Below are 12,931 nucleotides of genomic sequence, written 5' to 3' on the forward strand. Positions count from 1 at the left end.
CGGATATGTGGGCCTTCGTCCTGTTCGAAACCCTCATATTCACGGCCTATCTCGTCGTCTACCTGATCGCGCGAATCCGCGACCAAGACAACTACCTGCACGACCAGGCGCAGCTGGATCTGCGCTTCGGGATATTCAACACCATCGTGATCCTGAGCAGCTCCTGGTCGGTGGCCCGCTGCGTCCAATCCGCCCGTGCGGGCCGCTACCGCCCAGCCCTTGTCAACGCCGTGCTCACGCTGTCGTTCGGAGTCGTATTCCTGGCTTCGAAGATCGTCGAATGGCACACCGAACTTCGGTTGGGCAACGGACTAACCACCAGTGACTTCTTCAGCCACTACTTCTTCCTCACCGGAATCCACGGCGCCCACGTCCTGATCGGCATCGTCGTGATGAGCGTGGTGATCCACGAAATCCGAAGCCCCGCACGGCGGTCACAGCAGCTCATCGAGACCGGAGCCACCTACTGGCACACGGTCGATTTCCTCTGGGTCCTCATCTTTTCCCTGCTCTACATCGTGAGGTGACCGGGTGCGAACAGTATTCAACAACAGACTTTTCGCGGTATGGCTGCTGCTGTCGGGCTTGACGCTGACCTACCTCGTCATCGCCCACTCCGCCGACAACGGTGGAACCATCACCGCCAGCAGGGCGGCCACCGTCGCCGCCATTGCCATCGCCATCGTCAAGGTGCGCATCATCTTCCGAGAATTCATGGAGGTCGGACACGCACCCGCCATCTTGCGCCGCCTCACCGATCTGTGGATCGTGATCATGTCGGTGAGCCTGCTCGGGACCTACCTCGTCGGTACCTGGCTCGTCGACACATGAACCAGGCAGCCGCCCGTCACCCATCCGGATAGGTGATGACTGAAACCACTGATCACCCGGCTACGCTCGACAGCGTGTCCACCGGCGTCCCACCCGCGAGCAGCCTGCAACGGAAGCGATCCGACGTGCAGCATCGGACCCTCGATGCCGCCCTGGAACTGTTCGCCCAGCACGGGGTCAGCGGCACATCGTTCCAGATGATCGCCGACGCGCTCGGGGTCACCAAAGCAGCCGTCTACCATCAGTTCAAGGCCAAAGAAGACCTCGTCATCGCCGTCACCGAACGAGAACTCGCCGCCCTCGAACCAACCCTCGACGCCGCCGAGGCCGAACCCGACAGCGACCGTGCCCGAGACGTACTCCTCGAGCGCGTCATCAACCTCGCCATCCGCGACCGCGGTCTCGTCGGCACCCTCCAATTCGACCCCGTCATCGTCCGGCTGCTCGCCGAACACCAACCCTTCCAGGACTTCCTGACCCGCCTGTTCACTGTCATGGCAGGCGACAACACCACCGACACCCGCGTAACGACAGTCATGCTCTCCGGCTCCATCGCGGTCGCCGTCATGCACCCACTCCTGGCCGACATGGACCCCGAAACGCTACGCACAGAAATCACGAAAACCGCGCGCAGAATCCTGAACACCACCGGCGCGGACTGAATATCTCGGTGCCCATGTCGCCGTCTTCGCACAGCCTCGGTGATTCAGTCGGTACCGTGGCGGCGAGCCGGTCATAGGCTCCGTAGCTGCCGTGGTTGTATGCGCCGCCGGAGGATCCGGCCAGGACTAGAGGCCGAGTTTGGTGACGGCATTGTCTTCCAACGGGTTGGCGGTGCGAATGTAGTTGTGCACGGTGCGGGGGTTGGACCAGCGGCCCTGTCGCATGATCTCGCGGTCGCTGGCTCCGCCGAGCGCGGCCTGGGTGGCGAATCCGGCGCGCAGTGAGTGTCCGGAGAAGAGGTCCGGATCGAGTCCGGCGCGCGCGGCATAGCGTTTCACGAGTTCGGCTATCGCGCGACCGGACATGGCCTCGGTGCCGATACCGCCGTGGCGGGTAATGGTGGGAAACAGTGGGAGGGTGTCGTTCTCGGCCAGGGCTGTACCACGGTAGCCGTGGCAGCGGTGGATCTCCGGCGACGGCGACGACGCCTCGGCCAGCCAGGCACGTACATCGCCGTGCACGCGATGCACTTCGAGTAGCTGGATCCAGTCGGCGAAGGCGCACACCGGGCAGGTGTGCGGGCGCTGGCCGCGGGGGAGTGCGACGCGTTGTTCCGCGATACCGGTGGGGTCGGTTTTGGTGGTCGGAAGTTGAACGAGCAGTAGCGGTTCACCGGTGCCGTGGTCGATGTCGACCCGCACATCGGCGATCCGCAATCCGGCGAGTTCGCTGCGGCGTAATGCCCCCGCGAATCCGACGAGCAACGCCAGTGCGTCGCGGCGTCGCGCGGGCTCGGTCGGCCAACCCGGCTCCGGCAGCCCCGCGAGCAGTTGTTCGAGGGTATGCAACAGCACCGGACGTTTGCGTTTCGGCTGGGTGCGACGGGTCCGGCGGATACCGCGCAAGGTCAGGCGAACGACATCCGAACGCGTCGGTGACGGTAATCCGTTGGCGGCGTGCACCGCCGCGATGGCCGCCGACTTGCGTTCGAGCGTGGCCGCACTGAACGCCCACCGCTGCGAGCCATCATCACTGCGACGCAACGCATCCGCCGCGGCAGCCAGGTAGACCGCGACATCGAGCGGATCCGCGGGCAGCGCCTGCCGTCCCTCCGCCGTGCACCATCCGGCCCACGCGATCCAATCGGTTCGGTACGCCCGCAACGTATTCGCCGACTGCGACGCCTCCAGATACCGCCGCAACGCCCCGGCCTGCTCATCATCGAACCGCTCCCGCACCAACCGCAGCGCCACGGTATCGACCAGCACACTGCGCACGCCACGGCGCAACTGCGTGCGCACCGACTCCGGCATCGCGACCACCACATCGCCCACCACATCGCCCACCGCTCGCTCCCATCCACCCGGATCGCCCCTGACCTCCGACGACCAAGACTATGCGCTCTCCGGGCCTTTCCGAGCGGCCGCGACAACTCGGCCAATCCGGTGTGGCCGCGACAGGCCTCAGTCGGGCAGGGGTACCAGCCGCTGGGCATCGTCGAACAGATAGGACTCGGCGACCCGTGCCGCGGTGAGCGCGGCAAGCGCGGTGGCCGCGAGCAACATGTACATGACCACGATCTGGTAGCGAATGGCAGTGAGCGGATCGACACCGGCGAGGATGAGTCCGGTCATGGCGCCGGGCAGGCTGATCAGCCCGACGACCTTCGTCGCGTCGATCGTCGGAATCAGCGCGGTGCGCAGCGCGGATCTGCGGTGCGGCAGAAAGGCCTCGCGCGCCGAAAGACCCAGACACAGGCGGGCTTCGATGGCGGGACGAGCAGTGCGGGCGTCCTCGTGCAGTCGGCGCAGGGCGATACCGGTGGCCTGCATGGCCCCGGAGACGATCATGCCGCCGACCGGAACGACCACGCGGGCCTGGGTGGAGATCACCTGGAACAGGATGAGTGCGCCCAGCGTAATGGCCGAGCCGGTGCCGACCCCGATGGTCGCGGCTCGCCGCGCCCGCGGCACACCCTTTCCGCGTCGGCCCGCCACCTGCCCGGCGACCAGAACCATCAGGACAACCCAGGCGAGTGCGCCCGGTAATCCGGTGTGCCGGAACAGGATCAGCAGAATAGCGCCGACCGTTACCAATTGGGCGGCGGCACGGGCGGCGGCGATGAGCAGCTCGCGGGTCAGATGCAGCCGCTGCCGGTAGGCGATCGCGGCGGCGAGCGCGACGAGCACCAGCGAGGTCGCTGCACCCGGCCAGCTGGGGACGGAAAGCTGTTCTGTCACTGGGTTTTCCGTTCATCGCTGGGCGAAAGGTGTCCGTGCTGCAGTGTCCAGATGTCGTCGGCCACCTCGGTCACGAAGGCGGTGTCGTGGCTGACCAGGACGACGCCGCCGTTGGCGGTGTGGTCGCGAATGAGAGTTGCCACCGCGGCGGCGGATTCGGCGTCGAGTGCGGAGGTCGGTTCGTCGAGCAACAGAACCTCGGGTTCGACGGCCAGCGCGCGCGCCAGACACACCCGCTGCGCCTGACCACCGGACAGTTCCAGACAGCGCCGAGCACGGAACTCCGGCGGCAAACCGACTCGGGCGAGCAGTGTATCGATGCGTTCGGCGGTGAGATCGGCACGGCCGACGCGGATCTCGTCGGCGACGATATCGGTGAGCAGCGTCGGTCGCTGTGGTACCAGTCCGACCCGGCGGCGTAGCTCCGGCGCGGGGAACCGGGTTATCGGGATGTCATCGAGCAGGATCGTGCCGCCACTCGGTTCGTCGAGCCGGTTGAGCAGCCGCAGCAGTGTGGTCTTGCCCGTGCCGCTCGGCCCGATCACCGCAGCGCATCGACCTGCTCGAAACGTCACGGAGGTATCGGTGAGTATCGGCGTTTGCGCGTGGCTCGCGCTGACCCGATCCAGACTGATGTTGGGCACCGTCCCACCATTCCCTATCCGTGGCAGTGCGGCCTGGCCGGGCCGGAAACCGCGGGCCGATGTCGAACCGGGCGAGTGGACGCGGCCATCGCCCATAGTCGACCATGGGGCGATGTCGCTCAGTACCCACGAAGCCGATCTGTTCGAGAGCACCAGGGGCCGTTTGGAGGCGATCGCCTACCGACTGCTCGGGTCGGCCGCTGATGCCGAGGACGCGGTGCAGGATGTATTTCTGCGCTGGCAGGCGGCCGACCGGGACTATGTCGAGACGCCCGTGGCGTGGCTGACCAAGGCGCTCACCAATCTGTGCCTCAACCAGCTCACCTCGGCGCGAGCCAGGCGCGAGACGTATGTGGGCCAGTGGTTGCCTGAACCCGTATTCGCCGGGGACCGGATGCTCGGCCCGGCCGACACCGTCGAGCAGCGGGAATCGGTGTCGATCGCGATGCTCACCCTGATGGAGCGGCTCTCGGCCAAGGAACGCGTGGTGTATGTGCTGCGCTCGGCATTCGGATACGCGCACAACGAGATTGCCGAAATGCTCGATATCACCGAGTCGAACTGCCAGCAGATCTATCGGCGCGCCAAGCAGCATCTGGCCGTCGACCGGGCTCGGGTGGAGGTCGACGAGGTCGCCGCCCGCAAGATTGTCGAGGAGTTCCTCGCCGCGGCGGTCAGCGGCCGGACCGAGACGCTGATCAGCCTGCTGACCGACGACGCCATCAGCATCGGCGACGGCGGTGCCTTCATCCGGACCCTCAGCAGGCCGCTCATCGGTGCGCTGCGCGTGGCGCGGTTCCTGAGTCTGGCCGTCAAGCCGACCGACACGAAACGGAACATGCTGGGTGGCAGCCCCGCCATGTTCGCGGCGGTCGCCAACGGTGGGCCCGCGCTGGTGATGGTGGTCGGTGATCGGGTGGTCGGCATCGTGTGCCTCGAGATGACCTCCGACGGCATCGCGGCCATCCACGGCCAGGCCAACCCGGAAAAGCTCGAACGTGCCACCCGCCGGTGGGCGACCTACGGACACGGAGCACCCCTCATCGAATCCTGGTGACTCACATCACAGTCCACTCCTGTCAGTATTCGTGCCGCTGTCCGGTTCAGGAAGCGAACCCCACCGAGACAGGAGTCAGACCATGAAGCACCGCATCGTCGTCCTCGGAGCCGGATACGCCGGAGCCATTACCGCCGGACGCCTCGCCAAGCGGCTGCACCGCGACGACGTCGAGATCACCCTGGTCAATGCCGACCCGGAATTCGTCGAACGGGTGCGTATGCACCAGCTCGCCAGCGGGCAGGATCTGCCCGTCCGGCCGCTGCGCGAGGTGTACGCGGGCACCGGCGTGCAGGTCCGGACGGCGCGGGTCACCGGCGTCGATGTGGACCGCAAGACCGTTGATCTCATCGGCGAACACGGCGCGGAAACCCTCGGCTACGACAACCTCGTGTATGCCCTCGGTAGCACCATCGCCGACTACGGCATCCCCGGTGTCTCCGAGTACGCCTACCACGTCGCCGGGAAGCAGGCCGCGCTGCGTTTGCGGGCGCGCTTGCACGAGTTGGCGCCGGGTGCGCGGGTGCTGATCGTCGGCGGCGGTCTGACCAGCATCGAAGTGGCCACCGAGATCGCCGAGACCCGCCGTGACCTCGAGGTCGCCATCGCCGCCCGCGGCGGCGTGGGCGACTGGCTCGACGAAAAGGCCCAGCGCCATCTGCGCGGCGCCTTCGACCGGCTCGGCATCGCGGTCCACGAACACGCCGACATCACACGCGTCGAAGCGCACGGCGCGCTCACCGCGGCGGGGGAGCTCCCGGCCGAAATGACGGTGTGGACCGCCGGTTTCACCGTGCACCCGATCGCGGCGGCCACGACCTTGACGGTGTCCGATACCGGGCGGATCGTCGTCGACGGCACCCTGCGCTCGGTCTCGCATCCGGATGTGTACGCCGTCGGCGACGCGGCGTACGCCGAAGGAGTCGGCGGGAAACCGCTGCGGATGGGGTGCGCCACGGCAACGCCGATGGCGTGGCTGGGTGCCGACGCCCTTGCCGCGCGCTTGACCGGTCGCAAGGTTCCCGAGACCCCGATCGGCTATGCCACCCAGTGCATCAGCCTCGGCCGTCGCGATGGCATCGTCCAGAAGGTGACTCCGGACGATCAGCCCACCTCGACCGTGATCACGGGCTGGGCCGGCGCTCGCATCAAGGAGCTCATCTGCGCGAGCACGGCCTGGAGCATCTCCCACCCGACCATGCTGATGCCCAGCCGTCGCCGCCACCTCGTGGCCACCGGCGATCTGGAGCCCCGGTTCGTCACCCGGTGACGGGGCCGCGGCGTCGTCCGAGCTCGAGCCACCGGTCCGCCGACCGGTGGCTTGTTGCGCGGAGCAGCTGAATGTTGTTGCGGCAGAGCTTCAGCGCATGGCATCCCCGAACCATGTCGGCAGGTGCTCGACCAGATCCCGCTGATCGTCACCGACCCAGGCCACATGGCCATCCGGCCGCAGCAGCACCGCGGGCACGTCCAGTTCCGCGCTCACGTCGACGACGTGGTCGACCCGATCCGCCCAATCCGCCACCGAAAGCAGGCCGGTCTGGTCGAGAAGTAGTCCGCGGCCGCCGCGCATCAGCTCGTAGAGGCGTCCCCGCTGCAACGCCACGTCCCGCAGCCGTCGGCCGAGCAGTTCGTGGCCTTCGCCGAAGTCGTAGCGAACGCTGATCGCGGTGACCTTCTCGATCAGGTAGCGGTTCACGTTCTCGAAGTCCATCAGTTCCGCCACCAATCGGCGCACTGCCTGCGGGCCGGGGGCGAGGGATATCAGCTCCATCTGCGCGCGGGTGTTGTTCAGCACGTCGGCGGCCACTGGGTGCCGTTCGGTCTCGTAGCTGTCCAGCAGCCCTTTCGGAGCCCAGCCGTCGATCGCGGCGGCCAGTTTCCAGCCGAGATTGAATGCGTCTTGAATGCCGAGGTTGAGGCCCTGTCCGCCGATCGGCGGGTGGATATGCGCCGCGTCGCCGGCCAGCAGCACGCGGCCGATCCGGTAGCGCTCGGCCTGCCGGGTGGCATCGCCGAAGCGGGACAGCCAGCGCGGTGAGTGCACGCCGAAGTCGGTGCCCGCGGTCGCCAGCAGTTGCTGTTTGAGCTCGTCCAGGGTCGGCGCGACCGTGCGGTCCTCGGCCACCCCGTCGGCGGGCGCGACGACGCGGAATACACCGTCCCCGACAGGCATGGCGCCGAACCGGTGCTGAGTCTTGCGGACTTCGGTCATCACGGCGGTCAGCTCCTCCGCCGACGCGGTCAGCTCCACCTCGCCCAACAGTGTGTCGACCGAGGTGGGTTCGCCTGGAAAACCGATGCCGAGCAGCTTGCGCACCGTACTGCGGCCGCCGTCGCAGCCGACGACGTAACGCGAACGCAACCGCGTGCCGTCGGCCATTTCGACACTGACCCCGTCGTCGTCCTGGCTCAGCCCGACCACTTCGCAGCCGCGCCGGATCTCGACGCCGAGTTCGGTGGCGTGCTCGGTCAGCAGGCGCTCGGTGACGGTTTGCGGAATGCCGAGGACATACCAGTGTGCGGTGTCCATCCGGCCCGGCGACGGCTTGCGGATACCGGCGAAGAAACCACCGACCTCATGCCGCTCGCCGGCCGCGAGGAAGCGTTCCAGCAGACCGCGCTGGTCCATCACTTCGATGCTGCGCACGTGCAAGCCGAGTGCGCGGACAACCTTGGTCGGCTCCGCCGCCTTCTCGAGCACGAGCGCGTGCACTCCGCGCAGCCGCAACTCGCTGGCCAGCATCACGCCGGTCGGTCCGCCACCAGCCACGATCACATCAATCACGAAAACCCCTCACTCGACAAGATTGCACTTGGGTCGGCCGCTGCGCGTCGTCGGTGGTTCCACGACCGGCTGGACCGGTACGTCGCGAAGCCACACGCTTCGGGCAGAACTCGTTTCCGCAGGTAGCGGCTTCGGCTTGGAGATTCTGCAGCACACCCGGGGTCTTGCCGCAAGACCCCGGGTGCGTTATATGTTGAGTAGGTAAGGAGTGAGTAGCCTCCATGCCTCCGTTTACTTCGTCCGCTGAGGATGAGCAACCCTCCTCGTGCAGCCGCACCAACGCTGGTCATCGGTTGTTCTGCGCCGTCACGACATTCGCAATCGCTTCGACACATCGAGTTTGTGGGTGGCCAGTTGAGGTGTGTCGCAAACCGTGGCAACCACCGTCTGCGATCGTCGCCACCCTGCAGGGCGGATATCTCCGCGCCCGCGCGGACGGCACCAGCGAACCCTTCGACCAGGCGATCGCATCCCCGCACTTCTGGCCGCACACACCCATCTCGACCAGCCGCTGCCCGCGCCGCTTCTCACACACCGGGTCGAGATCCGGCGCATCACCATCGCGCCCGACTATTCCGGCGGGTTGCACGTCCACAACGGCTGGCTCGGTGATCTATCAGATCGACGGCCGACCGGAATCCGTGCTCGGCCCGGGGGATGTGTTCTACGAGCCCGAAGGCGCGAAGCCGAGTCCGCCGGAACTGGGAGATCGCTCCGCCAGCCAGCGGATGGCGGTCAAGGCCAGCGTGATCGTGACGCCGCCGAGAACGGCGGTACGCCCACTGGTGTCGGGCAGGGCCACCGCCGCGACGGTCGCGGCCAGGCTGTAACCGATAGCTCCTGCCGCGTACATCACCGAATAGCCTGCGGCTGCCAGATCGGCTGGAAGGTGCTCGCACAGTGCGATATTGCGGGCAATCATGACACGGGACTGCAGCAGCCCGGCCGCGGTCAGAGCGATCGCGATGCCGACACCCGGCATGACCACTACCGATCCGACACAACCCGCCATCGCGATCAGCAAGACCAGCCCTTGGCGCCGTACCGTTCCCGGCCAGGGACGCAATCCGTAACAGAATGCGCCGAGGGCACTTGCAATGGCGAAGGCGATCTGTAGCGGTGCGGCCGCCACTCGGCCCAGTGCCAGCCCGGCGAAACCAGCTGCTCCGATGGCCAGATGCGGGCGAATCCCGTACTGGCGCAACCACATTCCCGCACCGGCCGCGCCCGTTACCTCACCGAGGACATAGGCGGCGGGCAACGTTGCTCCGAGTGCATACCCTTGCGACCGGACCAGAAAGACCAGAGCCAACGGAGCCATGGCGATCGGCGACTTCCCTGCCAGCGACACGATCGACCAGACCAGCAGGTCCTGGGTGACAAGCCGTCGGTAGCCCATTGGTTGTCTCCATGTTCGGCCGCTCTGGTTGCGAGTGCGCTGGCCACGCGCGTTGTCAGTTCTTGAATGATGTGTTGTTCGGCTGTCTGGACTGGATCACGTTGTGGCCTTGTGGACATGATCGGTGTTCCGGGCGGTGCGGATTGGCACGACGTCCGTTATTCGGTATGCGGCAGGTCCAGGGTGTCGAACTGGTGCGAAGACCAGATGCGGCGCGAGCGTTCCTCGGGGTAGGGCTGGGTGGTTGGGGCGGCGCTGTAAACGCGGGTGGCTCGGGTGTGTGGATCGTAGGGTGCCCATCCCGGATTTCCTGTGGTCGCAAAGTCCACCCAGCCGGTGCGCATGCGGTCGGAGACGTAGGTGATCTCGTTCGCGGCGCTCGGGTGGGCGGACCGGTGGGCGCGTACGTCGTCGATGCCGAGAGTGCCGAATACGAGCAGGAAGTCGAGGCTGTGCGAAGCGCCCTGCTCGTGGTTGAAACTCCAGCACAGTTCATAGAGCCAGGCGGGTCCGCCGCCCGCATGCTGAGCGTCGGCAAGATGCAGGCTTGGCATGCGGAACAACCAGTCGGCGTGGACGAGTTCGTACAGCTGGGCGGGAGTGGCCTGGGGGTACATGGTGCGGTAGCCGTGGCTGGCGTCGGCGCCGGGTGCGAGCCACTCGAGGGTGGTGTTCACCTGTTCGTGCGTCATCTCGGTGCCGAACCGGGTGTTGAACAGCCGGTATTCGTCCTGGGTATGTCCTACGAGCAGGTCGATGTCCCGTGCGGCACCAGCGGCGAGCGCCTGCCACGGCGCCTCGGGTAGGACGGTACCGTCGACGACAGGTGAGAACGGTGACGGCGTCAATGCCATAGGCCTCCAGGTTTCGACGAACTCGGGCATCTTTTGCAGGATCGTGTCCTTGGCGTCGATCAGCGCGCGTGGGGCGATGCCGGCCAGCTCCTCGACGGTGGCTCGCGCACCGACTTCGGCCGCGATCGCCCCGGAGATCGCGGCAGCGAGCTGCGGGGTGAAGAAGGTGCCCGGCACACTCTGTGGGATGGCGCGGTGGAACAGCCCGGCGGCTGTCGGCATGGTGAGCAGCGCGGCGATACATCCCGCGCCGGCGGACTGGCCGAAGACGGTGACCTTGCCCGGGTCCCCGCCGAAGGCGGTGATGTTGTCCTGAACCCACTGCAGGGCGGTGGCCTGGTCGAGGATGCCGCGGTTGGCCGGGGCGCCGATGATGTGGGCGAAACCCTCCACACCGACGCGATAATTCAGACTGACCACCACCACACCCGATCCGGCAAGCGTTGCCCCGTCGGCGTGCGGATTGGCGGAGCCACCCTCCTGGTAGCCGCCCCCATGAATCCACACCATCACCGGTAGCCCCGCGGTGCCGAGAGCGGGTGACCAGACATTGAGCGTCAAACAGTCGGCGGAACCGTCAGCGGCGCTGCCGGATGCGGTCGACATCACCGCACCCGTATGGGCCACTTGGGGAACCGGTGGGCCGAACTTCAGCGCGTCACGAATGCCATCCCACCGCTGGACCGGAACGGGCGCGCCGAAACGGTATGCGCCGACGGGTGGCTCGGCGTAGGGGATACCGCGGAAGACCGCGACGGCCTTCTCCCACCGGCCACGTACAACTCCGGCAGCCGTACGGATCTCAGGTCCGATATTCACTCGGGCACTCACTTCCTTCAGAAGCTCGTATGCTGCCTGGCCTATCAATCTCGTCACCGACCGCCCGCCGTTCAACCGCACCGGTGGCCGCGAACTCGTCAGTTTGCCCGATTGGTCTTTGATCCCATTGTCTCTCAACAGTATTCAGCACCCGGTCCGGTCTTCACACCGCTGTCGGTATACCCCACGTTTTCTGGTGGATCACACGGGAGTCCGACCCGACGCGTGAGAGCTGACGCTCGTTGTCAGTTCTCAGACGAGCTGGCGGAGCGCGAGCGTCTGACCTGCGGTCCGCCATGTGCGATAGGGCGGCCGCCCGTGGGGGCCTCTCAACCTGAGTGGCGGTTTCTGCGGATAGCGTCCGCTTTATGACGATTCGCGATTTTGTGGATCAGGCGGTGGCGATCGGGGCGACGCTGGGCGCTCCAGCGTCGGAAGCCGAGTTGGCTGCGGCTGAAGCGCGCCTCGGGGTCCGCTTCGATGCCCAGTATCGGGAGCTGATGTCGATCGGCAGCGGCATCGAGGGCTTGGGTTCGTGGTTCCTTTATCCCGTGTCCGAACTCGGTGTCTCGAAGCGGTGGCAGGAGACTGAGGCATTCCTGGTGGGCGAGTATTTCGTTCCGGCGGATGAGCCATTCCGCAACGGCGATCGGGTGGGCCAGCCACGGTCCGGCGTCCGCCCCGGGCCGAGGAACGCCGCGTGCGAGGTGCCGGCCGCGCGCCGGTCCGCGTCCGTCGCCGCCGGGTCGTCGTCGGTGACGGCCGTGGGGCTGCCGCCCCGGCCGTCGCGCCGCACGCACGCATCAACCACCGTGACATCCGGCCAGGACATCGGCCCACCTTTGACACTCAACGAACCGGCAACCGCGAACGGCGTTCCGCCGATAGCCGGACCTGGCCGCAACGGCCGACCGAACGCGTCCCGGAACGTACCGTCCTGCCTCAGCCGGTGCCGTCCTGCACCGGATAGTCGATGACGACCACACCGCCGGTGGCGTAGTTGGCGACATCGGCGGCCACCCGCTGGCCTTGCGGCGACGCCCGCGCCGCGGCCATGGCGGCGGCGTCAGCGAAGTCGCCTTCGAAGACCGCGAAATACGGCGCTTCTCCCTTGGTCGCCGCCACGTCGAAGCTGTAGCGCCACGCAAGCAGGCCGGGCCAATTCATGACCAGTGGAAGGTGGTTGTTCACGTAGTAGTCGCGGAAGTGGTCAGGGTCGGCGGGCTTGGAATATAGGACCAACAACCTATGCATGACGACCTCCGTCCAGAGACGAGACCGTGACACTCCGGGTGACCTGGGAGCTCCTGCTAAGAACTGCCGCCGACCTCGCCAGGTGCGGAGCATCGTGATTTTGGTGAGGACGGAGGTGGTTTCGAGGAGCGCGTGGGAGTCGGTGGCCAGCCACAGCGGGAGGTCGCCGACGAAGGCTACGACATCGGGGAGGGTCCGGGTGGGTCGGGTCGCGCCAGAGTCCATAGTCGAGCACACCGGGCTCGGTGGCCGCCGCCTTCGCGAGAGCCGTAAGGGTGGACTCGAAATCGGCGGTGTGCGTGAGTGTGATGTCCAGTACTGCGGTCGGTTGAATCGTCATATGCGCAGGTTAGGGCTTGATATGTGGTCGAGGGAAAGACCG

The 12,931-nt window shown here is 66.7% G+C and carries 13 protein-coding genes; 6 read left to right on the forward strand and 7 right to left on the reverse strand.

Features of this window, described 5'->3' with window-relative positions; all coding sequences use genetic code 11:
- Positions 1-5: 5 nt before the first annotated feature.
- From AB0L58_RS13530 to AB0L58_RS13540, 3 genes are read left to right on the forward strand one after another with little or no spacing between them, the layout of a single operon-like run.
- On the forward strand, positions 6-527 hold the full coding sequence (locus AB0L58_RS13530) for a cytochrome c oxidase subunit 3 (protein ID WP_364386669.1): 522 nt from the start codon (positions 6-8) through the stop codon (positions 525-527).
- A gap of 4 nt (positions 528-531) precedes the next feature.
- Complete coding sequence (locus AB0L58_RS13535) at positions 532-831, forward strand: cytochrome C oxidase subunit IV family protein (RefSeq protein WP_364386123.1); 300 nt, start codon at positions 532-534, stop codon at positions 829-831.
- Positions 832-866: 35 nt separating this feature from the next.
- Entirely contained in the window at positions 867-1,493 is a 627-nt protein-coding gene (locus AB0L58_RS13540; RefSeq protein ID WP_364386125.1) for a helix-turn-helix domain-containing protein, read from the forward strand.
- Between the two features lie 126 nt (positions 1,494-1,619).
- Here AB0L58_RS13540 and AB0L58_RS13545 read toward each other — a convergent pair whose 3' ends face one another.
- From AB0L58_RS13545 to AB0L58_RS13555, 3 genes are all read right to left on the reverse strand, one after another.
- On the reverse strand, positions 1,620-2,840 hold the full coding sequence (locus AB0L58_RS13545) for a site-specific integrase (protein ID WP_364386127.1): 1,221 nt from the start codon (positions 2,838-2,840) through the stop codon (positions 1,620-1,622).
- 117 nt (positions 2,841-2,957) lie between these two features.
- Positions 2,958-3,734, reverse strand: coding sequence for an iron export ABC transporter permease subunit FetB (fetB, locus tag AB0L58_RS13550; RefSeq protein ID WP_364386129.1), 777 nt, complete (start codon positions 3,732-3,734; stop codon positions 2,958-2,960).
- A complete protein-coding gene (locus tag AB0L58_RS13555) occupies positions 3,731-4,378 on the reverse strand; it encodes an ATP-binding cassette domain-containing protein (protein WP_364386131.1) in 648 nt (215 codons plus the stop codon). Before AB0L58_RS13555 ends, fetB begins: the two co-directional genes overlap by 4 nt.
- A gap of 112 nt (positions 4,379-4,490) precedes the next feature.
- Here AB0L58_RS13555 and sigJ point away from each other — a divergent pair, with 112 nt between their 5' ends.
- Both sigJ and AB0L58_RS13565 read left to right on the forward strand, forming a co-directional pair.
- Complete coding sequence (sigJ, locus tag AB0L58_RS13560) at positions 4,491-5,435, forward strand: RNA polymerase sigma factor SigJ (RefSeq protein ID WP_364386133.1); 945 nt, start codon at positions 4,491-4,493, stop codon at positions 5,433-5,435.
- Positions 5,436-5,517: 82 nt separating this feature from the next.
- Complete coding sequence (locus AB0L58_RS13565) at positions 5,518-6,705, forward strand: FAD-dependent oxidoreductase (protein ID WP_364386135.1); 1,188 nt, start codon at positions 5,518-5,520, stop codon at positions 6,703-6,705.
- Positions 6,706-6,795: 90 nt separating this feature from the next.
- Here AB0L58_RS13565 and rox read toward each other — a convergent pair whose 3' ends face one another.
- From rox to AB0L58_RS13580, 3 genes are all read right to left on the reverse strand, one after another.
- A complete protein-coding gene (gene rox, locus AB0L58_RS13570) occupies positions 6,796-8,223 on the reverse strand; it encodes a rifampin monooxygenase (protein ID WP_364386137.1) in 1,428 nt (475 codons plus the stop codon).
- Positions 8,224-8,887: 664 nt separating this feature from the next.
- Complete coding sequence (locus AB0L58_RS13575; protein WP_364386139.1) at positions 8,888-9,622, reverse strand: hypothetical protein; 735 nt, start codon at positions 9,620-9,622, stop codon at positions 8,888-8,890.
- A gap of 158 nt (positions 9,623-9,780) precedes the next feature.
- Positions 9,781-11,295 (reverse strand): carboxylesterase family protein, encoded by a 1,515-nt coding sequence (locus AB0L58_RS13580; protein WP_364386141.1) that lies wholly within the window; start codon positions 11,293-11,295, stop codon positions 9,781-9,783.
- Between the two features lie 368 nt (positions 11,296-11,663).
- On the opposite strand from AB0L58_RS13580, the gene AB0L58_RS13585 reads away from it, so the two are divergent.
- Positions 11,664-12,272, forward strand: coding sequence for an SMI1/KNR4 family protein (locus AB0L58_RS13585; protein ID WP_364386144.1), 609 nt, complete (start codon positions 11,664-11,666; stop codon positions 12,270-12,272).
- On the opposite strand, the gene AB0L58_RS13590 is transcribed toward AB0L58_RS13585, so the two are convergent.
- The gene (locus tag AB0L58_RS13590; RefSeq protein ID WP_364386146.1) at positions 12,238-12,549 is read right to left on the reverse strand and encodes an EthD family reductase; all 312 of its coding nucleotides are present in this window, start codon (positions 12,547-12,549) and stop codon (positions 12,238-12,240) included. The two genes, AB0L58_RS13585 and AB0L58_RS13590, sit on opposite strands and share 35 nt — an antisense overlap.
- Between the last annotated feature and the right edge of the window lie 382 nt (positions 12,550-12,931).

Origin of the sequence: Nocardia sp. NPDC052112 (genome assembly GCF_040680135.1) — a bacterium.
Classification (GTDB): domain Bacteria; phylum Actinomycetota; class Actinomycetes; order Mycobacteriales; family Mycobacteriaceae; genus Nocardia.

What these genes read in the sequence shown, in the direction of transcription:
- sigJ (WP_364386133.1), top strand. Translation starts at nt 4,491, where the DNA reads ATGTCGCTCAGTACCCACGAAGCCGATCTGTTCGAGAGCACCAGGGGC.
- AB0L58_RS13590 (WP_364386146.1), bottom strand. Translation starts at nt 12,549, where the DNA reads ATGCATAGGTTGTTGGTCCTATATTCCAAGCCCGCCGACCCTGACCAC.
- AB0L58_RS13540 (WP_364386125.1), top strand. Translation starts at nt 867, where the DNA reads ATGACTGAAACCACTGATCACCCGGCTACGCTCGACAGCGTGTCCACC.
- AB0L58_RS13575 (WP_364386139.1), bottom strand. Translation starts at nt 9,622, where the DNA reads ATGGGCTACCGACGGCTTGTCACCCAGGACCTGCTGGTCTGGTCGATC.
- AB0L58_RS13565 (WP_364386135.1), top strand. Translation starts at nt 5,518, where the DNA reads ATGAAGCACCGCATCGTCGTCCTCGGAGCCGGATACGCCGGAGCCATT.
- AB0L58_RS13585 (WP_364386144.1), top strand. Translation starts at nt 11,664, where the DNA reads ATGACGATTCGCGATTTTGTGGATCAGGCGGTGGCGATCGGGGCGACG.
- AB0L58_RS13530 (WP_364386669.1), top strand. Translation starts at nt 6, where the DNA reads ATGTGGGCCTTCGTCCTGTTCGAAACCCTCATATTCACGGCCTATCTC.